The 23,528-nt window shown below is 40.5% G+C and carries 23 protein-coding genes; 19 read left to right on the forward strand and 4 right to left on the reverse strand.

Annotated features, from left to right (window positions below; all coding sequences use genetic code 11):
• Positions 1–52: 52 nt before the first annotated feature.
• Positions 53–193, reverse strand: a complete 141-nt coding sequence (locus tag A6749_RS24385) for a small acid-soluble spore protein P (RefSeq protein ID WP_066398406.1) — start codon at positions 191–193, stop codon at positions 53–55.
• A 111-nt stretch (positions 194–304) separates the two neighbouring features.
• Between A6749_RS24385 and A6749_RS24390 the strand changes: the two genes are divergently transcribed.
• Entirely contained in the window at positions 305–577 is a 273-nt protein-coding gene (locus tag A6749_RS24390; protein ID WP_066398410.1) for a hypothetical protein, read from the forward strand.
• Between the two features lie 44 nt (positions 578–621).
• Here A6749_RS24390 and sspO read toward each other — a convergent pair whose 3' ends face one another.
• A complete protein-coding gene (gene sspO / locus A6749_RS24395; protein WP_066398412.1) occupies positions 622–771 on the reverse strand; it encodes a small acid-soluble spore protein O in 150 nt (49 codons plus the stop codon).
• 319 nt (positions 772–1,090) lie between these two features.
• Between sspO and acnA the strand changes: the two genes are divergently transcribed.
• The 8 genes from acnA (at position 1,091) to A6749_RS24435 (ending at position 8,797) form a co-directional block, all read left to right on the forward strand.
• Positions 1,091–3,796, forward strand: coding sequence for an aconitate hydratase AcnA (gene acnA / locus A6749_RS24400; RefSeq protein WP_066398414.1), 2,706 nt, complete (start codon positions 1,091–1,093; stop codon positions 3,794–3,796).
• A gap of 354 nt (positions 3,797–4,150) precedes the next feature.
• Complete coding sequence (locus A6749_RS24405; protein ID WP_066398416.1) at positions 4,151–4,690, forward strand: redoxin domain-containing protein; 540 nt, start codon at positions 4,151–4,153, stop codon at positions 4,688–4,690.
• Positions 4,691–4,858: 168 nt separating this feature from the next.
• Complete coding sequence (locus A6749_RS24410; protein WP_066398431.1) at positions 4,859–4,990, forward strand: FbpB family small basic protein; 132 nt, start codon at positions 4,859–4,861, stop codon at positions 4,988–4,990.
• Between the two features lie 67 nt (positions 4,991–5,057).
• Positions 5,058–5,198, forward strand: coding sequence for an acid-soluble spore protein N (locus tag A6749_RS24415; RefSeq protein ID WP_066398434.1), 141 nt, complete (start codon positions 5,058–5,060; stop codon positions 5,196–5,198).
• A 152-nt stretch (positions 5,199–5,350) separates the two neighbouring features.
• Positions 5,351–5,587, forward strand: a complete 237-nt coding sequence (gene tlp, locus A6749_RS24420) for a small acid-soluble spore protein Tlp (protein WP_066398436.1) — start codon at positions 5,351–5,353, stop codon at positions 5,585–5,587.
• A 95-nt stretch (positions 5,588–5,682) separates the two neighbouring features.
• Positions 5,683–8,031: an AAA family ATPase gene (locus A6749_RS24425; protein ID WP_236719724.1), complete on the forward strand. Its 2,349-nt coding sequence runs from the start codon at positions 5,683–5,685 to the stop codon at positions 8,029–8,031.
• A gap of 22 nt (positions 8,032–8,053) precedes the next feature.
• Positions 8,054–8,482, forward strand: a complete 429-nt coding sequence (locus A6749_RS24430; RefSeq protein WP_066398438.1) for an acyl-CoA thioesterase — start codon at positions 8,054–8,056, stop codon at positions 8,480–8,482.
• Positions 8,483–8,506: 24 nt separating this feature from the next.
• Positions 8,507–8,797, forward strand: coding sequence for a hypothetical protein (locus A6749_RS24435; RefSeq protein WP_066398447.1), 291 nt, complete (start codon positions 8,507–8,509; stop codon positions 8,795–8,797).
• Positions 8,798–9,137: 340 nt separating this feature from the next.
• Here A6749_RS24435 and A6749_RS28500 read toward each other — a convergent pair whose 3' ends face one another.
• Positions 9,138–9,305 carry a hypothetical protein gene (locus tag A6749_RS28500; RefSeq protein ID WP_161487170.1) on the reverse strand — a complete coding sequence of 56 codons (168 nt, stop codon included), beginning with the start codon at positions 9,303–9,305 and terminating at the stop codon, positions 9,138–9,140.
• Between the two features lie 145 nt (positions 9,306–9,450).
• On the reverse strand, positions 9,451–10,050 hold the full coding sequence (plsY, locus tag A6749_RS24440) for a glycerol-3-phosphate 1-O-acyltransferase PlsY (RefSeq protein WP_066398449.1): 600 nt from the start codon (positions 10,048–10,050) through the stop codon (positions 9,451–9,453).
• A 275-nt stretch (positions 10,051–10,325) separates the two neighbouring features.
• On the opposite strand from plsY, the gene A6749_RS24445 reads away from it, so the two are divergent.
• From A6749_RS24445 to A6749_RS24490, 10 genes are all read left to right on the forward strand, one after another.
• Positions 10,326–11,150 (forward strand): sensor histidine kinase, encoded by an 825-nt coding sequence (locus A6749_RS24445; protein WP_066398453.1) that lies wholly within the window; start codon positions 10,326–10,328, stop codon positions 11,148–11,150.
• 73 nt (positions 11,151–11,223) lie between these two features.
• Positions 11,224–11,643, forward strand: a complete 420-nt coding sequence (locus tag A6749_RS24450; protein ID WP_066398455.1) for a CoA-binding protein — start codon at positions 11,224–11,226, stop codon at positions 11,641–11,643.
• A 275-nt stretch (positions 11,644–11,918) separates the two neighbouring features.
• On the forward strand, positions 11,919–13,898 hold the full coding sequence (parE, locus tag A6749_RS24455) for a DNA topoisomerase IV subunit B (protein WP_066398460.1): 1,980 nt from the start codon (positions 11,919–11,921) through the stop codon (positions 13,896–13,898).
• Positions 13,895–16,339 (forward strand): DNA topoisomerase IV subunit A, encoded by a 2,445-nt coding sequence (gene parC, locus A6749_RS24460; RefSeq protein ID WP_066398461.1) that lies wholly within the window; start codon positions 13,895–13,897, stop codon positions 16,337–16,339. Before parE ends, parC begins: the two co-directional genes overlap by 4 nt.
• A 120-nt stretch (positions 16,340–16,459) precedes the next feature.
• Positions 16,460–17,209 carry a hypothetical protein gene (locus A6749_RS24465; protein ID WP_066398463.1) on the forward strand — a complete coding sequence of 250 codons (750 nt, stop codon included), beginning with the start codon at positions 16,460–16,462 and terminating at the stop codon, positions 17,207–17,209.
• 327 nt (positions 17,210–17,536) lie between these two features.
• Positions 17,537–17,986: a MarR family winged helix-turn-helix transcriptional regulator gene (locus tag A6749_RS24470; protein WP_066398470.1), complete on the forward strand. Its 450-nt coding sequence runs from the start codon at positions 17,537–17,539 to the stop codon at positions 17,984–17,986.
• 15 nt (positions 17,987–18,001) lie between these two features.
• Complete coding sequence (locus A6749_RS24475) at positions 18,002–19,729, forward strand: ABC transporter ATP-binding protein (RefSeq protein ID WP_066398479.1); 1,728 nt, start codon at positions 18,002–18,004, stop codon at positions 19,727–19,729.
• Positions 19,726–21,612, forward strand: a complete 1,887-nt coding sequence (locus tag A6749_RS24480; protein ID WP_066398488.1) for an ABC transporter ATP-binding protein — start codon at positions 19,726–19,728, stop codon at positions 21,610–21,612. The genes A6749_RS24475 and A6749_RS24480 overlap by 4 nt, the downstream gene beginning before the upstream one ends.
• A 146-nt stretch (positions 21,613–21,758) precedes the next feature.
• Positions 21,759–22,457: a response regulator transcription factor gene (locus A6749_RS24485; RefSeq protein WP_066398498.1), complete on the forward strand. Its 699-nt coding sequence runs from the start codon at positions 21,759–21,761 to the stop codon at positions 22,455–22,457.
• 2 nt (positions 22,458–22,459) lie between these two features.
• Positions 22,460–23,500, forward strand: coding sequence for a sensor histidine kinase (locus tag A6749_RS24490; RefSeq protein ID WP_066398500.1), 1,041 nt, complete (start codon positions 22,460–22,462; stop codon positions 23,498–23,500).
• Positions 23,501–23,528 lie beyond the last annotated feature (28 nt).

Consider the following 23,528-nt stretch of genomic DNA (forward strand, 5'->3'; position numbering starts at 1 on the left):
ATCGGCTGCAGAGCCGATTTCTTTCATGTCTAGCTCCAGCGCTTCCGCTTTTCTACATATCATGACTGGAGTTATGCTTTGCACGTGTATGGTTAGCATTTTTTACTTTTTTTGATCCGCTGAGAGGTTCCGGCTGACCGGAAATTTTCGGAGCATTTTTACGCATATCTTTACTGTCATTTTTATTAGTCATTTTTCATCCCTCCTCATTTTTTAGGATGCAATCAATCCCCCTTTTTATGCTGAATATTTTTTCTAAGGTTGTGCAATTTAAAGGGTAAACTAAATTGAAGGAGGAAGAAAAGTGACACAAAGAAACCCTTATAACAAGAATAAACAGGAGGCGTTCCAAGCGGCTCAGCAAGGCTATGAGGACGCACAAGGACTATTTGAAACAATCGTCAGTGACAGCGCAAACTACGGTCATCAATTAAAGCATTTAAAAAACGAAGTCAATGAAGCATACCAACAAATTGAAAATGCATTGGAAGTTGCCTCGGAAAAACAACGGGCACAATTAGAGCAGTTCCAGCAGGATTTGCAGCAAATGGTAACAGAAGTAAACCAGGTTGAATAAGAAATAAAAGAAGGGTCCTCACCGCTGGGGACCCATTTCTTATTTTATTGATTTTTCTTCCGTTTCTTATTATTTCGTTTTTCCATTTCTGTTAATGGTTCATTTGCCAATTCCTCATGAAAACCTGCACCATTTCCTTGAGCCTTGGCAGCGTTCATTCCCGGAATTACATGATTCGCCTTTTGTTTTGCCATCTCAATCACCTCCTATGACTTTTACTATTTCCACTGGAATAAAATAAATGACAAATAAATATTTTTTTGACATAATAATAAAGATGACCATTCAGTTTTGAAACAATTCATTACATATGTTAAAACAAGATTATCAAAATATTCTGAACAAGTTACATATTTTTTGATAAGGAAAACTTATCAAGAACAATAACTTTCTTGTTATTTACTTATGTAATCGCTTGTTTTAATATTAGAATTGAAGCTGGATGGAAAAAATCATATTTTAAATTTTTATGTGAAATTCGGTTTTTTAATGTCGAGTAAGGGGGTTTATTGAATGGTAAAAAACGATGTATTTAATGCCCGTTCTTCCTTTGATGTGAACGGCAAAAGCTATCATTACTACCGTTTAAACGCTTTGGAAGAAGCAGGCATTGGCAAGGTATCAAAATTGCCATATTCCGTTAAAGTATTACTTGAATCTGTGCTCCGTCAATATGATGGTCGTGTCATTACAAAAGAGCATGTTGAAAATTTAGCAAAATGGGGAACTAACGAACTGAAAGAGGTGGATGTTCCATTTAAACCATCCCGTGTTATCCTGCAAGACTTTACAGGTGTACCAGCAGTCGTTGACCTTGCCTCATTAAGAAAAGCAATGGCAGACCTTGGGGGCGACCCTGATAAAATCAATCCAGAAAAAACTGTTGATCTAGTTATCGACCACTCTGTACAAGTTGATGCATATGGTTCAGCTGATGCATTGAAAATTAATATGGATTTTGAATTTGAACGTAACGCAGAGCGTTATCAATTCTTGAGCTGGGCGCAAAAAGCATTTAACAACTATTGTGCTGTTCCGCCGGCAACTGGTATCGTTCACCAAGTTAACCTTGAATTTTTAGCAGATGTAGTTCACGTTGCCGAAGTTGACGGTGAATTAGAAACTTATCCTGATACATTGGTAGGAACTGACTCTCATACAACCATGATCAACGGTCTTGGTGTTCTTGGATGGGGCGTTGGCGGTATTGAAGCAGAAGCAGGAATGCTTGGTCAGCCTTCATACTTCCCAGTTCCTGAAGTAGTTGGGGTTAAATTAATCGGCGAGCTTCCAAATGGTGCAACTGCAACTGACCTTGCTTTAAAAGTAACTCAAGTTCTTCGTAAGCATGGTGTGGTTGGTAAATTCGTTGAATATTTCGGTCCTGGTGTGTCTTCTCTTCCACTTGCTGACCGTGCAACAATAGCTAACATGGCTCCTGAATATGGTGCAACTTGTGGATTCTTCCCAATTGATGAAGAATCACTTGCATACATGCGCTTAACAGGCCGTGATGAAGAGCAAATTAACGTTGTAGAGCAATATTGCAAAGCAAATGGCTTATTCTTCAACCCTTCTGAAGAACCAGTTTATACAGATGTAATCGAAATCAACCTTGCTGAAATTGAAGCAAATCTTTCTGGTCCTAAGCGTCCGCAAGATTTAATTCCACTTTCAAAAATGAAGGAAGAATTCGTGAAAGCTGTATCTGCGCCACAAGGCAACCAAGGATTCGGCTTACAAGCTGATGAGCTTGAAAGATCAGCAACCATTCAATTTAACAATGGTGATGAAGCAGAAATCAAAACTGGCGCGGTAGCAATTGCGTCTATCACAAGTTGTACAAATACTTCTAACCCATATGTTCTTGTGGCTGCCGGCCTTGTTGCGAAAAAAGCAGTTGAACTTGGCATGGAAGTACCAAAATTCGTGAAAACCTCTTTAGCACCAGGGTCAAAGGTTGTAACAGGATATCTCCGTGATTCCGGATTACTTCCATATCTTGAGCAAATCGGCTTCAACCTTGTTGGTTACGGCTGTACAACTTGTATCGGTAACTCCGGTCCATTAAAAGAAGAAATTGAAAAAACAATCGCAGAAAACGATCTTCTCGTTACATCTGTTCTTTCAGGGAACCGTAACTTTGAAGGACGTATTCATCCGCTTGTAAAAGCAAACTATCTTGCTTCACCACCATTAGTTGTTACTTATGCGCTAGCTGGTACAGTGAATGTAGATTTTGCTTCTGAGCCGATTGGCAAAGATAAAGACGGCAACGATGTATTCTTTAAAGATATTTGGCCATCAACTGCAGAAGTAAATGACGTAGTTAAACGTACAGTTACTCCTGAACTATTCCGTAAAGAGTACGAGAACGTATTCGGAGACAACGAGCGTTGGAACGAAATCAAAACTAGCAATGAGCCATTATACACTTGGGATGAGGATTCAACTTATATTGCGAACCCACCATTCTTTGAAGGCTTATCAGCAGAACCTGGTACAGTAGAACCATTAACTGGTCTTCGTGTAGTAGGTAAGTTTGGTGATTCTGTTACAACTGACCATATCTCGCCAGCAGGAGCAATTGGTAAAAATACTCCTGCCGGAAAATATTTATTAGAAAAAGGCGTTCAGCCTCGTGACTTTAACTCTTACGGTTCTCGCCGCGGTAACCATGAAGTTATGATGCGTGGAACATTCGCAAACATTCGTATCCGCAATCAAATCGCTCCTGGCACAGAAGGCGGCTTCACTACTTATTGGCCAACAGGCGAAGTTACATCTATTTACGATGCTTGCATGAAGTATAAAGAAAACGGAACTGGATTAATGGTTCTTGCAGGTAAAGATTACGGAATGGGCTCTTCCCGTGACTGGGCTGCAAAAGGTACAAACCTATTAGGCATTAAGACTGTTCTTGCTGAAAGCTTTGAGCGTATCCACCGTTCAAACCTTGTGTTAATGGGTGTGCTTCCACTTCAATTTAAAGATGGAGACAGTGCTGAGACACTTGGTTTAAATGGTAAAGAAACATTTGAAGTTCAAGTGGACGAAAATGTAAAACCACGCGACTTAATTAAAGTAACTGCTACTGACGAAGCTGGCAACAAGAAAGAATTTGAAGTATTAGTACGCTTCGATTCTGAAGTTGAAATTGACTACTATCGTCACGGCGGTATCCTACAAATGGTTCTTCGTGAAAAATTACAAGGCTAATTTAAGCCTTGAAAAACACCATGCGTTTGTCGCATGGTGTTTTTTGCTTTAGTAACTCTATTTTTGGGAATTATCTAGCTGCAGCGCCCAGCGACTAGTGTCCTTCGGTCTTCTCCTTACGATAAGTTAAGCACGAATGCGCTGTCGCTCTTCGTGTTTCCTTTATCACAGTAACAGCCCTCCACAAGGAAGGCTCCGACTGCATAAGCATTTTCGAGGTGGCCATACGTCGCTAAACGGGCGCTTTAGCTTTTATAATTGTCACAGAATCGGCAAAATGCAATTTGGTTTTAAATGAGTTTATAGTGTAAAATCAAATATGGTGAGTATGAATGAAAGGAAGGGGGATTCGGGATGATCAAGAAAGTCATTGCTGCTGTTGCTTTGATTGCGTTATTAACGGTAGCGATTGTACAGGCAGTTGATAAAAAGTCAGAAAAGCAGCCCGATACCGCAAAAGAGGTTTCAGCTAATAAAACTGCATTAACCATTGGAGCAAAGGCACCTGATTTTGAATTAAAGACGCTGAACGGTGAAACCGTTAAACTTTCTGATCTTAAGGGTAAGAAAGTGATGTTAAATTTCTGGGCAACATGGTGCGGTCCATGTAAAGCAGAAATGCCTGAGATGGAGGAATTTTTCAAATCCGCCGATAAGGATATTAAAATTCTTGCAGTTAATATCGATCCACAATTAGATGTGAAAGGATTTGTGGACGAGTATAAAATAACGTTCCCTGTTCTTCTTGATACTGAGGATGCAGTTAACACGCAATATAAAGTATTAGCGATCCCGACAACATATTTTATTGACAGTAAAGGTGTCATTCAGAACATTGAACGTGGTACAATGAAGCTTGATGATATGAAGGATTATACAAGCAAGCTTAAATAACCATAACGGGCGTTGGTCAACTGAACCAGCGTCTTTTTTTATGTAAAGACTATATCCAACATTTTTATGCTATTTTAAAAAACGCTTTAATTTTCAAAAAGTTGTAATAATTACAACCGTTTTTGGGAATAATACCTGTTACAATAGTAGATAAGGAAGGTGATAAACATGAGAAGACCAAGAAAACGTTCCTTTGCGGAATTAGTTTCAGAAAATAAATCACAGTTGTTGAAAGATAATGCAGCGTTGGAGAAAATTGAAGAACGTTTAGAGCAAAAACGACTGGGTAAGGCTGAGTAAGACAAAAGATTTCCAATCATGGTTCCCTGCTTAACAGGACAAAATAGTTATCAAGGGGGGATTATTGATGGGTAAAGGTTATCAAACAAAACGTTTTAGACCTGATCATATTGGTACGCAGCCACAAGGATTTGGCGGGAATAAAGGGAAACAAATGCAAGATAAATCCGGCCAGCAAGTCCAAGTGATGCAAACAAAAGGTGAATAACATAATGGTAAGACCCGATGGCTATTACAGCCAACGGGTCTTTTTGCGTGCTGGCAGTAGGACTACTTTTTCTATTTTTTTCATCTGATATTTTTTTGCCACTGATACAAACTATATCTGTACCAAGTACAATTGTTTAGGAGGAATCTTAAATGGCCTATAACAACAAACCGAAACCGGATGATCGCAGCGATAACGTGGAGAAGCTTCAATCCATGATCCATCATACGATTGAAAATATGGAAGCAGCGGAAGAATCAATGGCGTATACCGATAGTGAAACACAACGTCAGCAAATTGAAGCGAAAAATCAGCGCAGACGCGAAAGCATTGAATCTTTCCGTTCTGAAATCAAAGACGAAGCCAATGCCAATAACTCTCAAGAATAATATCGATCAAGGACCCGCCCATTTCGGACAGGTCCTTTTTTCAATCCTTCTGTTTAGTATCCCGTGTTTCCTTATGGTAAGATAAAGGGGAATTTTTGAAAAGATGTGATAAAAACATGATACAGCATAATCAGAATTCAAACATGTCTGAGCAAATACAGCAATGGGAACAAGAAATACTCGAGAATGGTACGGTCAAATCTGAAAACCAGCTTGTTTCAGCAATAAGCGAGGAAAAGAATCCTTTTGTTTTATCTAGTTTATTGACATTGGCTGCACGTTTAAGAATCAACCGTCGTAAAGAAGATACTCTTGCTTATAAATGGCTTGATCAAGCCGTTAAGCTTAATCCTAATAATCACAAAGCAACGGAACTCATGCTCCGTTCGGATTGGGGTAAGCTTAGAAACCTGCTTTCACCGCTTACGTTTCCTTCCATAAGAGAAACGGATAACCGAACAGCTAAAAAGAAAATAGCAGAGGAATACATAGCCATTTGCCAGCAATTTTTAGCGAATGCTGGAGATGAACTTCTAGAATTACAGGATAAAGTAGATCTTGTTTCAACGATGATGGATCAAGAGCTATTTAAAAAGCTCCAGCAGCTGTACAATTTGCTCACTTCCATCATTGAAGAAGCAGACAATTTATTAAAGGCTGCCGAGGAATATGAACAATCCATTATTGGGGTGTTCCATACTGCCGTTTACTATGAAAGTTTAAAACAGCATTTAACGCAGCTTGGTAAACTAAAGCAGGCATGGGAACAGCTCTTTATTGAAACAAAAGCGCACACTTCAGCTGCTGCTCCAACTGCCTTAGAACTGATGAACGAAATGATTGGGATGGAATCCGTTAAAAAGAGAGTGAACGATTTTTATCAATTTTTAAAATACCAAAAGCAACGAAAAGAATTAGGCTTTACGATTAAGGATGAACTTAGTCTGAATGTCGTCTTAACTGGAAACCCCGGTACCGGGAAAACCACTCTCGCGCGGCTTATGGCAAAAATCTATCATGAGCTTGGCGTCCTGCCGCGTGAAGAGGTAGTTGAAACGAACCGTTCCCAGCTCGTGGGTGCGTTTGTTGGTCAAACAGAGGAAAATGTTCGGACCATGGTAGAACGTTCTCTAGGCGGGGTTCTGTTCATTGATGAGGCATACAGTTTAAAGCGGGAGGGGCAGTCAGGGAATGATTATGGACAAACGGCCGTTGACACGCTTGTCTCCCTTATGACAAGTAATGAATATGGCGGGAAAGTTGCAGTGTTCTTAGCCGGGTATCCTGATGAAATGCGTACGTTTTTAGATGCGAACCCAGGGCTCAGGAGCCGCTTTCCACAATCCAACTTCATTCATTTGCCAGATTACACCAACGATGAGTTAATTGAAATTGGAGAAAAAACAGCCCGGGAAAATGACTATTATTTAACAGAGGAAGCCAGGATTGAGTTAAGACACCGTCTAGAACAAGAACGGGTGGACGATACATTTGGAAACGCCCGTACCGTAAGCAATATAGTGTTGGATGCGATTTTTAAAAAAGGTTCGGAAAATAAAGGCAGCCAAGAGCTTATGGACTACATGATTTTAAATAAAGCAGACTTCATTGTTGAGCAGCAAGAAACAGCGGATTCACCGCTTGAGCAGCTTAACAGGTTAGTGGGATTGGATTCTTTAAAGGCGGAACTTTTGACTTTGTTTTCATTTGTCAAAATGCAGCAATTTAGACGCAGCAAAGGCTTGCCGGCAGTGCCAATTCAGCTGCACTCGGTGTTCACTGGGAACCCCGGAACCGGAAAAACAACAGTTGCGAAAATTTATGCAGAATTATTAAAGGAATGCGGAATTTTAAAAAGAGGGCATCTTGTTGTCACTAGCAGAGCCGATTTTGTGGCTGGATATGTTGGCCAGACAGCCGGGAAAACAAAGAAAAAAATCAGGGAAGCGCTCGGAGGAGTGTTATTTATTGATGAAGCCTATTCCCTTCTCGGGTCAACAGCTGGTGATTTCGGCAAAGAGGTTATTGATACTTTAGTGGATGAAATGACGAAGCATAATGAAAATCTAGTCGTAGTCCTGGCAGGTTATCCCAATGAAATGGATCAGCTGCTTGAAAGTAATCCCGGGCTTCGTTCGAGGTTTAAAAAGTTCTTATTCTTTCCTGATTATTCTTCTCAAGATATGCTCGAGATAATGATTTCTTATGCTGCAGGCTATCAATATCAAATAACGGCAGAAGCAAAGAATCTGCTTCTTCATTCAATGGAAAAAGAACAATTTAAGGGAAATGGGCGGTTTGCGGTAAATTTGGTTGATGCCATGATTCAAGCTCAGGCGGCTCGATTAATGGAAAGCGGAGACAATTTCCAGGACCCTCAACTTTTTGAACAAGCGTTACTTTTAGAAGCTTCGGATGCTTCGGCAGCATTGGCTAAAATTTAATAGAAAAAGGGGAAAACTTGGAATGGAAGACTTTTTTGTATCAACAAGAGAAATACAGCTTTATTATGCGGATACGGATATGATGGGTGTCATTTATCATGCCAATTATTTAAAGTATTTTGAATTAGGCAGAACCGCACTAATTGAAGACATTGGCTATAGTTATGTGGCGATGGAGGAAGCTGGTTATTTCGCACCTGTGTATGATGTTCAAGTTACCTATAAGAAGGCGCTGCGTTACGGTGATCAGGCTTATGTGAAGACTTGGGTGGCACATAATGACGGGATTAAAACAATATACGGTTATACAATCATTAATGGTAACGAGGAAGTATGTGCAGAGGGAACGACAACTCATATTATTGTAAAGAAAGATAACTTTAGACCTACCTCATTTAAAAAGGCTTTTCCGGACTGGTATTTGAAATATGAGGATATAAAGAAAAAATAGATATTGGAATAAGGGGTGGCCCGGTTGGCATTCGGAATTAAAAAACGGGATGTAAACGAATGGAAAAGGAAAATTGACCGTGGTGAAATTGCCTTTTTAACTCATTACTGGCTTGATGACCGGTTTCCAGGCTGTAAAACGGTTACGAAGGTCGGATGTAATGATCTTCAGAAATTAGCATCTTGGGGTCGGAAATATGGTCTTAAGAAAGAGTGGATTCACCATCGAAAGGATGGCTACTCACATTTTGATTTACTAGGGGAGCGGCAACGGGAAATTTTACAGCGGGAAGGATTACTTGAATATATTTGGTGATAGGTTGTGATGAAATGTTCAAAATGACAGAACCGGCTTATAAGGTTATAAAAAATGCAATGGAAACCGAGAAGAAAGCAAGCGACGAAGTCTTATTTGTACGGCTTAGCATGGGTGTTGGTTGAGGCGGGCCCAAATTAAATCTGTCTCTGGAAGAGCGGAAAATACAAGGTGATCTTACGTTTGATTTCGAAGACATCACCGTTTTAATTCATGAAAAAGACTATGTGTACTTTGACCATACGAAACTTGATTATGTTGAAGATGTTATGGGCAGAAGGAAATTCCAACTTTTAATAATCTAAAAAAACGGAGCGTTCCCATAAGGAAAGCTCCATTTTCACGTCAATTTCTCAAGAAAATCAATCAATTCATCAAAATTTTTCGTAACCTGAACCAATGTATTTCCGTCTGCATCAGACGAAAATAACTCTATCATAAATTCATTGGGATCCTGACTATCAGTCACATATGTTGTAAATAAGTACTCCTGTGATACAGTTTTCATTTGGAACCCCCCAGTTGAATGCATTATCTTACTTTCATTTTAAAATAAAATATACGGATTGAATGGGAGGATTATGAACTTTTTATGAAATTAATTTAAGTTTTTACCTACTAAAAAAATAGTAAAAAAATAGCCGTAACATTCGCTACAGCCATTTGATCTTTGGTTCTGTTTTATTGAGAATTCGTTTAATATTGGTGCGGTGCCGGTATATCACAAATGATGCCATTAGGATAATCACAATGAACAGCGGAAAATCCCATTTGTGGAAGATACCATCAATCAGCACATAAAGAACGCCTACAACTCCAGCGATCATCGAGGATAAGGAAACATATTTACTTATGTATAAACTAATAAAGAATGCCAGAACCAGCGTAATAAATAATAACGGTTCGTAGCATAAAATGACACCTCCGGAGGTTGCAACTGCTTTCCCGCCGCGAAAACCGGCAAAGATAGGATAGGTGTGGCCAATAACAGCGAACACTCCCGCTAACAATGGGTGCATATCAACCGCTAATAGGGCTGGTAATGCGGTTGCAAGCGTCCCTTTTAGAATATCAGCAAGTGTCACCGCTAATCCGGCTTTTACGCCTAATGTACGAAACGTATTTGTTCCCCCTAAATTTCCGCTCCCGTGTTCCCGGATATCGGTTTTATAAAACACTTTCCCGACAATTAAGCCTGAAGGAATGGATCCTAGTAAATAAGCAAGAACTAAGATAGCGATAAATTGAATCATTGCGAAATAACTCCTTTAACTAAAGATCAAGCTATTTTATTTTACACCATGAAATAAGGAAAATCACCATTTGATTTTTCGTATATCATTTACGGAAAAGAAAATTTGTATGTTTAGGGTCAAATTTATTACAAAAGTATGGAGAATTTTCAAACCATTTGTTACATCGTTCCAACCTTAGTATCGTGATTCCCAAAATTAGGCTAAAATAAAAGCAAAAAGCAGGTCATTTCCCTAATAAGAATGATCGGTTTGGAGAAAAAGAGGTGATTTTTATGAATACTCAACATGATATTGATTATCGTGCATTAGCGGAAAAATATGAGGCAATAAATCGATTGCTAGAAGAACGAATTCAGGAAGAAATCGCTAAGAATCGTGAGAAGGAACAAATTATCATCCAGCATGCCCGACTGGCGGCAATGGGGGAAATGATGTCCTGCATCAGCCATCAATGGCGCCATCCGTTAAACAGATTATTGCTTTTAGTTGAGGATGTCCGAGATGCTTTGGAATTTGGGGAAATTAATGAATCTTACATTGACCGTTTTACACGGGAGAGTATAATCCAAATTCAGGATATGTCACAAACCATCAATGAGTTTCGCAAATTTTACAAACCAAACATAGAAAAAAGCACTTTTTCAGTCGGTGATGCCATTGAAGAAGCTTTATCAATTTTTTCACAAAGCTTAAAAAATCATGGAATTACTGTAGCGTTTGAAAACAGGGGCCAGCAGATTGCTTACGGATATCCGAATGGTTTCAGCCAGGTGGTACTGAACATTTTAGCCAATGCCCGTGACGCATTCGTTTTGAAAGAAATACCTAATCGGCAAATCCAAATTACAATCAACGAAACGAATGAGCTTATTATCGCAGAATTTACGGATAATGCCGGTGGAATTGAATCCGCATTTATGGAAAAGGTGTTTGATGTTCATTTCACAACAAAGCCGCACGGATCAGGATTAGGGTTGTATATGACACAGATGGTTTTAGAAAAAATGGACGGACATGTGTCTGTCGAAAATATCTGCGGCGGTGCTCGTTTTAGTCTATCGCTCCCAAAGGCAGTCTCTATGGCCAAACAGGCATGAGCTTATAATTTGAGTAAATTTCATAGATTCAGGTAAAATATAGTAAAATAGACTGTATTAGGAGATGGAATCTATGACGATTAAAAATCCAAGCCGCGAGGAAATTAAAGATATTTTGCAAAAAGCCAAAGTGATTGCTGTGGTCGGCTTAAGCAGCAACCCTGACCGAACCTCCTATCAAGTATCTGCCGCAATGCAAAAAGCGGGCTATGAGATTATTCCGGTCAATCCTACAATTGATGAAGCACTTGGGGTAAAAGCTGTTGCTACATTGAAGGATATCGAAGGCCATATTGATATTGTGAACGTATTCCGTCGTTCCGAGCAGCTGTTCGATGTGGCGAAAGAATTCGCTGAGATTGACGCCGATGTTTTTTGGGCTCAGCAAGGACTTGTGAATGAAGAGGCATATCAGTACTTAAAAGAAAAGGGTTATACTGTGATTATGGACCGCTGCATCAAGGTGGAGCATGCCATAACAAGGGCGATATAATGTTTGAAAAGCTGCCGGAAATCGAGGTAGCTTTTTTTATATATCCGGCAAAAATACCTGAAAAAAGACGGTAAAAACTGTGTGCTTTTAAATTATCTATTTGCCAAATCGAAATAAATCGCTAAAATAAAGCATAGACTCGCTTCAAAGATATGATAAAATAAAATTGGCAAACATTCGTTCTGGAAGGAATAAAGAAACATCTGGCGAATGATTAATTGAGACAGTATGTATTTAGTGTTAAGGTTTTTGCGTTGTATGAAAGGGGAATTTTAGTGGCACGAAATCAGCAAGCTTTTGAATATAATGATGATGCCATTCAAGTACTCGAGGGACTGGAAGCTGTTAGGAAACGTCCCGGTATGTACATTGGCAGCACAGACTCACGGGGGCTTCATCATCTCGTTTATGAGATTGTCGATAACTCCGTTGATGAAGCGCTTGCAGGATATGGCGATCAGATCATTGTTAAAATACACAAAGATAACTCCATCAGCGTCATCGATAAAGGACGCGGATTTCCTACAGGAATGCATAAATTGGGAAAACCGACTGCGGAGGTCATTCTCACGGTACTTCATGCCGGCGGGAAATTCGGCCAGGGCGGTTATAAAACGAGCGGCGGCTTGCACGGTGTCGGCGCCTCTGTTGTTAACGCGCTGTCTGAATGGCTGGTCGTCACGATTAAACGAGACGGCTTCATCTACGAGCAGCGTTTTGAAAATGGCGGTAAACCGGTCACAACACTTGAAAAAATCGGAAAAACCAACCAAACCGGTACGACCATTCACTTTAAGCCTGATCCATCTATTTTTTCAACCACCACCTTTAATTTTGAAACATTATGCGAGCGTCTGCGCGAATCAGCATTCCTGTTAAAAGGGTTGAAAATGGAAATTATCGACGCACGTAATGACTTTCATGAAGTATTTCATTATGAAAATGGGATTGAAGCATTTGTCGAATATTTAAACGAGGAAAAAGATGTCCTTCATCCTGTAGTCAGCTTTGAAGGTACGCAAAATGACATTGAAGTAGAGTTTGCTTTCCAGTTTAATGACGGCTATTCAGAAAACATGCTCTCCTTTGTTAACAATGTCCGCACCAAGGATGGCGGTACACATGAGGTAGGCACGAAAACTGCAATGACTAGGGCATTTAATGATTATGCCCGAAAAGCGGGACTTTTGAAGGAGAAGGATAAAAACCTGGACGGGTCAGATATCCGCGAAGGTTTATCTGCCATCGTTTCGGTCCGTATTCCGGAAGAACTGCTGCAGTTTGAGGGTCAGACCAAGGGGAAACTTGGAACAAGTGAGGCAAGATCCGCTGTTGATGCCATTGTTTCAGAGCATCTATCCTATTTCTTAGAGGAAAATCCGGATATTAGCTCGCTCTTGATTAAGAAATCAATTAAAGCCTATCAAGCCCGCGAAGCAGCTAGAAAAGCACGGGAAGATGCCCGAAGCGGAAAGAAACGCAAACGCTCTGAGGCCTCCTTATCAGGAAAATTAACTCCGGCGCAGTCACGGAATCCACAAAAAAATGAACTCTACCTCGTTGAGGGTGATTCCGCGGGCGGATCGGCAAAACAAGGCCGTGACCGCCGCTTCCAAGCCGTATTACCGCTAAGAGGTAAAGTTATCAACACAGAGAAGGCCAAGCTGTCCGATATTTTTAAAAATGAGGAAATCAATACGATTATCCACGCGATCGGTGCTGGCGTCGGGTCTGATTTTTCAATAGAAGATATTAACTATGATAAGATTATTATCATGACAGATGCCGATACGGACGGAGCCCATATTCAAGTCCTTTTGCTTACATTCTTTTACCGGTATATGAAGCCGTTGGTAGAGGCCGGTCGAGTATTTATTGCCCTGCCGCCGCTTTATAAGGTTAGCCGCGGAACTGGCAAGAAAGAAATCATTGAATATGCTTGGAACGAAGATGAATTGCAGGCGGCGATTAAGAAGGTCGGCAGAGGCTATATAATCCAGCGTTACAAAGGATTAGGTGAAATGAATGCCGATCAGCTTTGGGAAACAACAATGGATCCCGAAACTCGTACGCTGATCCGTGTGAAAATCGACGATGCCGCACGTGCCGAGCGTCGGGTGACTACGCTGATGGGTGATAAGGTTGAACCCCGCCGTAAGTGGATTGAAAGCAATGTGGCCTTTGGTTTAGAAGAAGATGATACGATTTTAGAAAATGAGAATATAAGTGTTTCTGAAGGAGGTTATGAAGGATGAGTGCAACGGAAAAATTTCGTGACCTCCCGTTAGAAGATGTCCTTGGTGACCGCTTTGGCCGTTATAGTAAATATATCATTCAAGAACGCGCCCTACCTGATGCCCGCGATGGGTTGAAACCGGTACAACGTCGGATTCTGTATGCGATGCATGTGGAAGGCAATACGCATGAAAAGGGCTTCCGGAAAGCTGCAAAAACTGTTGGTAACGTTATTGGTAACTACCATCCTCACGGTGATTCTTCGGTGTACGAAGCCATGGTACGGATGAGCCAGGACTGGAAGGTTCGCAATGTATTAGTGGAAATGCACGGCAACAACGGGAGCGTCGACGGCGACCCGCCAGCAGCAATGCGTTATACGGAAGCTCGTCTTTCAGCGATCGCCGCAGAGCTTTTGCGTGATATTGAAAAACAAACTGTTGATTTCATACCGAACTTTGATGATACGTCGAAGGAACCAACAGTTCTCCCGGCTATGTTCCCGAACCTGCTCGTCAATGGGTCCACGGGGATTTCTGCCGGATATGCGACTGACATTCCGCCGCATCACCTAGGCGAGGTTATCGACGGCGTCATTATGAGGATGGATCAGCCGAATACATCGGTTGACGAACTGATGAACGTTATTAAAGGACCTGATTTTCCAACCGGTGGAATCATTCAAGGTATTGAAGGAATTAAAAAGGCCTATGAAACCGGAAAGGGAAAAATCATTGTCCGCGGTAAGGCAGATATTGAAGACATTCGCGGCGGTAAGCAGCAGATTGTCATTACAGAAATCCCATATGAGGTTAATAAAGCGAATCTCGTGAAAAAAATGGATGAATTCCGCCTCGACCGTAAAGTTGAGGGAATTTCCGAAGTGCGTGATGAAACGGACCGTACCGGCCTTCGGATTGTCGTCGAATTGAAAAAAGATGCCGTTGCTGCTGGTGTATTAAATTATTTATATAAAAACAGTGATCTCCAGGTAACGTACAATTTTAATATGGTGGCGATTCACAACAAGCGCCCTAAGCAGATGGGCTTGCGCGAGATGCTTGATGCCTATATCGACCATCAAAAAGAAGTTGTGACTAGAAGAACGAAACATGATTTGCAAAAAGCGCAGGAACGTCAGCATATTGTAGAAGGATTAATGAAGGCTTTATCGATTCTGGATGAAGTCATTGCCACTATCCGTGCATCGAAAGATAAGCGTAACGCCAAGGATAATTTAATCGCTAAATTTGACTTTACCGAAGCTCAGGCAGAAGCGATTGTTTCATTACAGTTATATCGCTTAACCAACACAGACATTACTGCATTAAGAAATGAAGCGGAAGAATTAGCGAAGAAGATTGCGGAGTTAACCAGTATTTTAGAAAGCGAGAAAAAGCTTCACTCCGTAATAAAAAAAGAATTGAAAGATGTGAAAAAACGCTTCGCTGATGAGCGCCGTTCAAAAATTGAGGCAGAAATTGAAGAAATCAAAATTAATCTTGAAGTTATGGTGGCAAGTGAAGATGTCATCGTTACGGTCACAAAGGAAGGCTATGTAAAACGGACAAGTCAGCGTTCATATGCCGCTTCAAATGGCCAAGATTTTGCCATGAAGGAATCTGACCGTTTGCTGGCACAGCTTGATATGAATACACAGGATGTCCTCCTGCTGTTCACGAATAAAGGCAATTACTTATATTGTCCGGTACATGAACTGCCTGATATCCGTTGGAAAGACCTTGGTCAGCATGTTGCCAACATCATTCCAATCGAACGCGAGGAGGAAATTGTGAATGCAATTCCGGTTAAAGATTTTGAAACTGATGCCTTCCTCGTATTTGTCACGAAAAATGGCATGGTGAAGAAAACCGAGTTAAAGCTGTATAAAGCACAGCGCTACTCCAAGCCGCTCGTTGGGATTAATTTAAAAGACGATGACCAGGTGGTTGATGTTCATCAAACCGACGGCTCAAAAGGATTATTCTTAGTAACCCATTTAGGTTATTCTCTATGGTTTAATGAGGAAGAAATTAGTATAGTGGGTATCCGGGCTGCTGGTGTTAAAGGCATAAACTTGAAAGACGATGACTATGTGGTCGGCGGCCAGCTCATTTCCACTGATGCCGGTGAAGGCGAATCAATCGTTATTGCCACCCAGCGCGGCGCATTGAAACGGATGAAATTATCCGAATTTGAAAAAGCAACGAGGGCAAAACGCGGCGTAGTTATTCTGCGTGAATTAAAAACGAACCCGCACCGGATTGTTGGCTTTGCTGTGGCGGCTAATCAGGATGAAGTATTCATCCAAACAGAAAAAGGCCACATCGAATCAGTTAAAACGGCTGAAGTTCACTTTAGCGACCGCTATTCCAACGGTTCGTTTATCTTAGATGAAGCAGAAACCGGAAAAGTGAAAGAGCTTTGGAAGGTAGAAGCAAAGGAAACAATTTCTGAATAAGACTGCTTTGAATGGCAGCTGGTTTTTAAGACTCTCTTGAAAAAAAGAGAGTCTTTTTTTTCATCTTTTTTCCAGAATTGGTTATACTAGCTGGTATCAGTTTTTTGGGGAGGTTTTAAGATGAAAAAAGAAACATTATTAGCTTTTGTCAGCCTTTTGCTATTGTCGATGACAACCGTGGTATATGCTGTCGAGGAAAAAAACAAAACAATTACCATTTCCGAACAGAAAGCTGATATTACTGGAGATGGAAAACTGGAGACGATCTTATTAAAGGGTGTCCCTTACCAGGACGATGAAAATTTTTTAAAGGAAATTTACATAGATGTTAAGGCATCTAATGCAAAAAACTATACGATTCCAATGGAAAGTGGTGCAAAAGCATCTTTTCAATTAGTGGATATGAACAATGACGGCGTAAAGGACGTATTTGCAACTGTGCAAACCGGCGGCAGCGGCGGAATTGTTCTCAGCTTCCTGCATTCTTTGAAAGGCTTTGTTCATACCGATTTAACGGTGCCTGAACCGGTTGAAATGGAAAGCCGCTTTTTAAATGATTATCAAGCCGAAATTAAAATCAAGGAAACCGGCAAAACCTATCATTTTGATTTGAATGAGCGGAAGCTTTATTACAAGAAGCTCGGGCTTTATTACAAGGGTAAGCTGAATGAACCAACAGAGCTGATGGTCAATTCCTATTCCAGTCTAAAACCGGTTGAACTTGCGGACGGAAAGTTAGGCCTAAAAGGAGTACAGCGAGTAGCGGGAATTGCCAACGCTGATACGATTGCGTTTGTGGAATCTACTTGGGGTTATTTGAATGGGAAGTGGAATTTGGTTCAGGTTGAGGTAAAGAAGGCGGAGAATTAATTTTCTTTTATGAGAACAGGTTGTTAGGAAATCGGATTTGGTAGTTCTCATGGAGGGTACATGAGGACAAATTGATGAAAAATTGTATCACGCTTATTCTCAAAAAATAAAATTTGCAAAAATAGAATTATTTCTTTTATTGGCGACCGGAAGCATAAACTTTTCAGCACTAGGGTCGCCAATCCTCTCTTCTCACCTACAAAACAAAATCATATCCATCCAGCAAAAAAAATTGACAGCCATTTTTCACCTAGAATATAATTAGGTATTCAAATATATTAGTAACCTAATTATTAATTAACCTAACTAAAAAACGAGGTAAAAATGATGGCAAACATCGAAAGTCCAACATCCCAAAAACTACTACATGCCTTTATGCAATTTCGTAAAACGGGATGGCATGATAAAAAAATTGCCGGTTACAATCCTAGCGAATTTAAAGTTTTAGCCACCATCGAACACGGTGCGAACAAACATCAAACAGAAATGAAGGTATCGGAAATTAGCCAGCAATTGAAGGTGACTCCCCCTACAGTTACACAAATCATCAATACTTTAGAAAAAGACGGCTTGGTGGAACGAACCATTGATCCTAATGACCGCCGCGCTGTAAAAATCAAATTGACACCTAAAGGTTTGAAAGCAGCTCAAAAAGCAAGAGAGGCTTTCACTGAAACTTTCCTTGGACTAATTGACTATCTTGGAGAAGAAGAAAGCGAACAGTTAGCAGATTTACTCTCCAAGGTCCATCAATACTTCCAACAATTAAACCGTTAAGGGAGCGGAGAACCAATGAAAAAACTGGTGAAATTTTTAAAACCGTTTCAAATCCCAATTTATTTCGTCCTTGTCCTTATTCTGCTGCAATCTTTAGCGGAACTTTACCTCCCAACCTTAATGGCCGATATCGTCGACAAAGGTGTTGTGACCGGCGATACCAAATATATTTGGAAAATTGGCGGCTTCATGTTGCTTGTTGCCGCCGGCGGAGTGATTTGTTCTGTTACTGCCAGCTTTTTCTCTGCAAAAGCGGCTTCAGGATTTGGCAAACTTTTACGCAGCAAAATTTTCTCTCATGTTGGAGATTATTCTTTACATGAGTTCGATCAATTTGGCACTGCTTCATTAATCACCAGAACTACGAACGATATTACACAAGTCCAGCAAGTGTTAATTATGATGCTGCGGATGATGGTGATGGCGCCGATGATGTGTATTGGCGGGATCATCATGGCGTTGTCTAAAGATACAAAACTAACATTAGTACTAGCGGTGTCTATACCGGTACTGATTATTATCATTTTAATCGTCCAGAAAAAGGCCATTCCGCTATTTAAAGCAATGCAGGTAAAACTTGATAAACTTAACCGTGTTTTACGAGAAAATTTGACCGGAATCCGTGTTATACGTTCCTTTAACCGGATTGATCATGAGAAAAAACGATTTGATGAAGCGAACTGGGACTTAACGAAAACGGCGATTAAGGTGAATAAAATTATGGCGGCAATGATGCCGACGATGATGATCATATTAAACCTTACAACCGTCGCGATTATTTGGTTCGGAAGCATCCGCATCAGCAACGGCCATATGGAAGTAGGCGATATGATGGCATTTATTCAATATGCGATGCAAATCATGTTTTCTTTCTTAATGCTTGCGATGATGTTTGTGATGATTCCCAGAGCATCTGTTTCTGCCAGCAGGATTGTAGAAGTACTCGACACAATTGCCGATATTAAAAATCCAGAAAAGCCTATGAAGCCGGCAGCGAAACGCGGTGAAGTAGAATTCCAAAATGTTAGCTTCAGCTATCCTGGTGCTGAAATGCAGGCGATTTCCGATATATCTTTTAAAATGATCCCGGGTGAAGTAACCGCGATTATTGGCGGGACCGGCTCAGGTAAATCAACGCTTATAAATTTAATCCCACGCTTTTACGACGTTGATCAGGGCAAAGTGCTGGTTGATGGGATTGATGTCCGAGAAATGACTCAGGAAAGCTTACGGCAAAAAATAGGATTCGTTCCGCAGCAGGCAGTTTTATTTACCGGGACAATTGAGGAAAATATTCGTTATGGCAAAGAAGATGCGACGGAGGAAGAAGTACGGCATGCAGCTGAAATTGCCCAGGCGGCGGATTTTATTGCAGAAATGTCGGCGGATTATGATACGGAGATTGCTCAAGGAGGAACAAATGTTTCTGGTGGGCAAAAACAGCGCCTCTCGATTGCGCGTGCTCTTGTGAGGAAACCGGAAATCTATGTTTTTGATGATAGTTTTTCCGCCCTGGACTTCAAAACGGATGCCAGGCTGCGCGCCGCTTTAAAAGAAGAAACCGGAAATGCCACGGTATTAATTGTCGCTCAGCGCGTCAGTACTATTATGGATGCGGACCAAATTATTGTCCTTGATAACGGTAAAATAGCTGGTAAAGGCACACATAAACAGTTAATGGAAACAAGCAAGGTTTACCGTGAAATTGTGATGTCACAGCTGTCCGAGGAGGAAATCGCATGAGCCAAGATAATAAAAACCATAAAGCTGAACATCGCCAGCCAGGACGTGGACCAGGCTTCGGACCACACGGAATGGGCATGCCAGTCCAAAAGGCTAAAGACTTCAAAGGAACGCTGAAGCGATTAATCACTTATTTAATACCCTACAAAGGACAGCTGATAGCGGTTTTTATCACCGCCATCATCAGTACCGTGTTTTCGATTGTCAGCCCGAAAATTATGGGTAAAGCGACAACGAAACTTTTTGAAGGACTGATGATGAAACTAAAGGGTGTTCCTGGTGCAAAAATAGATTTTGATTATATCGGAAACATAATCCTGCTGCTAATTGGTCTCTATCTTCTTAGTGCCGCCTTCGCCTATGTACAGCAGTACATTATGGCAGGAGTAGCACAAAAAACAGTTTACAATTTACGGAAAGAGGTTGAAGAAAAACTCAACCGTCTGCCGTTAAAATATTTTGATGCCCGGACGCATGGAGAGATTCTAAGCCGTGCGGTCAATGATGTAGACAATATCAGTACCACACTACAGCAAAGTTTGACGCAGTTGATTACATCTGTTGTCACCTTAATCGGTGTCATTGTAATGATGCTGTCTATCAGTCCACTGATGACCTTAATTGTAGTTGTTACGTTACCGCTCAGCTTTATTGCAACCGCCAGTATTGCCAAAAAATCGCAGCGGTATTTTAAAGGTCAGCAAAAAACACTTGGTCAGTTAAATGGCCATGTTGAGGAAATGTATACCGGCCATAAAATCATTAAGGTGTTTGGACGCGAAAAGAAATCAATAGAAGAATTTGAAGAGATTAATGAAAAATTATATGATGCCGGCTGGAAGGCACAATTTGTTTCGGGGATGATTATGCCGATCATGTCGTTCATTAATAATATTGGCTATGTGCTTGTTTCAGTTGCCGGCGGGATTCTTGTAACGAAGAAGGCAATTGAAATTGGCGATATCCAGGCATTCATTCAGTATGCGCGGCAATTTTCTCAGCCAATCACGCAAACAGCACAAATCGCTAACGTAATTCAGTCGACAATTGCCAGTGCAGAACGTGTATTTGAAATTCTTGATGAAAGTGAAGAGGTTCTAGAAACTGCATCACCTAAGGTGATTACTGCGCCAAAAGGTGATGTAGAATTTAAGCATGTATCATTCGGTTATAAAGAAGATGACTTATTAATTGAAGACATGAATATTTCCGTCAAGCCTGGTCAAAAGATTGCGATTGTCGGGCCAACTGGTGCAGGGAAAACCACTTTGATCAATTTATTAATGCGTTTTTACGAAATCAATTCTGGTCAAATTTTAATCGATGAAATTGATACAAGAGAAATGAGAAGAGCTGATTTACGCGGTTTGTTTGGGATGGTGCTGCAGGATACATGGCTCTTTAATAGTACAATCCGAGATAATATCGCCTATGGCCGTGAAGGTGCAACAGAAGAAGAAATTATTACGGCGGCTCAGGCGGCAAATGCTGATCACTTTATTCGGACACTCCCTGAGGGTTATGATACGATATTAAACGAAGAAGCATCTAATATTTCTCAAGGACAAAAGCAGCTATTAACCATTGCCAGGGCGATTCTTGCCAATCCGCCGATGTTAATCCTTGATGAGGCGACCAGCAGCGTTGATACACGGACAGAAGTACAAATTCAAAAGGCAATGGACCATCTGATGCATGGCCGTACAAGCTTTGTCATCGCCCACAGGTTATCAACCATCCGTGATGCTGATCTCATTTTAGTCATGAATCATGGGAAGGTCATAGAAAAAGGAAATCACCAAGAACTGCTGAAGCAAGGCGGTTTCTATGCCGACTTATATAATAGCCAGTTTACAGGCGGTGGTATAAAAAATGCAGGGTAAATAGATCATATTATGCTTAGAGAAGTTACATACTCTCTAAGCTTTTTTATTTGAATTTTTCACAATCAGGTCTGACAAAAATGTTATTATAAGGAAGAGAAAATATACTTAACCCGTTTAATTGTGTATAAAAAGGAGTATCAACCATGTACAAGCTTATGCTAATTGAGGACGATGCACTGCTTGGTGAACTAATTCAAGATCATTTAGAGCGTTATGGATATGTGGTGAACCAACCTGTGAGTTTTACCAATATTGTAGAGGAGTTTACTAGATTACAACCTGATCTAGTGTTATTGGATATTAATTTGCCGTATTATGACGGCTATTATTTATGCCGGAGCATTCGCAAACAATCGACCGTACCAATCCTTATTACCTCAGCACGCAGCCAGGAACTAGACCAAATTATGGCGATTGAGCTCGGAGCGGATGATTACATTACGAAGCCGTTTACGTTTGAAATGCTGCAATCGAAAGTCAAAGCAACTCTTAGGAGAGTATACGGGGAATACGCCATAAAGGAGTCAAGTAATACCTGTATAGGCGCGCTTTGCCTTGAAGCAAATACCCTTACAATAACGTACGACGAGAAAAAAAGAGAGCTGAGCAAAAACGAATATAAACTTTTAAAAAAATTAATGGATCAGCACGATTCGTTTGTATCAAGGGAAGAACTGATTGAAGAAGTGTGGGATTCGGTTACATTCGTAGATGACAATACCTTAACAGTTAATATGACAAGAATTAAATCTAAGCTTGCCGAACTGGGGATAGAAGATGCTATTAGGAGCAAAAGGGGAGCGGGATACATGTTTTACTCAACTGCTGTGGCAGAGGATTAATTATGCTTAAACACGTTCTTAAAAATTTTCTAAAAGACCGATCTCAACTGATTGTGTTCTATTCGCTAAGCATGATTTGCATTATTACTTTTTTTCATCTGAGTGAACCGGCAAACACAGAGGTTTTTTACCCTCTATCCATAGGAATATTTCTATTAATCATCTATTTGTTGGTCGATGTAATTCGCTACTATCATACAAATCGGGCTATACAGCTGATGCTGCGCGGTGAATTTGTGGAATTTCATCCGCAGACCGAAGAGCAAAAAGCATTTCAGCAGTTATTACATAAAATCACCGGTGAACACACTGGCAAATACAATGAAATGAGAGAACAGAATAAGGAAAGGTTATATTTTTTATCCCATTGGATGCATTATTTAAAAACACCCGTTTCCGTTATCGAACTCATAATTAGTAAAGAGGAGAAAACCGCGGAAACAGCTGTGTTTTCTGAAAAGCTGCAGCAAGAAAATAAACGGCTGCTTACATCGATTGAACAAGGACTAACGATGATCCGAATGGAAAGCTTTGAAAATGATTTGGAAGTAAAATCTGTTGATTTGCTTGTTTCTTTAAGAAAGGTGATCAATGGGCGAAAGAGGGAATGTATTTACCAATCTATTTTTCCCTCTATTGAATTTGAAGGAACGACTGCCTATGTTGTCACTGATTCTAAATGGAATGAAATTTTATTAGACCAAATCCTCTCCAATGCGATTAAATACTCCAGCTTAAAAAGCGGAAACAAAAAAATTATTTGCCGCATCAAGGAAAAGGAAAATTATACAACCCTATCGATTACAGATGAAGGTGCAGGCATTCCACCCTATGATCTGGAAGGTGTATTTCAGCCATTTTTTACAGGAGAAAACGGCCGGAAATTTGCTAACTCGACTGGCATCGGACTATATCTTTGTAAAAAGATAGCAGACAGACTCGGTCAAACTATTACGATTGAATCCAAAGTCTCTGAAGGTACTACCGTTATAATCCGCTGGATGACAGGAAAAGGACCAATCACCAAAAATGAAACGGACTAAACTAAAGATACCTTACAAAAATGTAAGG

Origin of the sequence: Neobacillus mesonae, assembly GCF_001636315.1 — a bacterium.
GTDB classification, from domain to species: domain Bacteria; phylum Bacillota; class Bacilli; order Bacillales; family Cytobacillaceae; genus Neobacillus; species Neobacillus mesonae.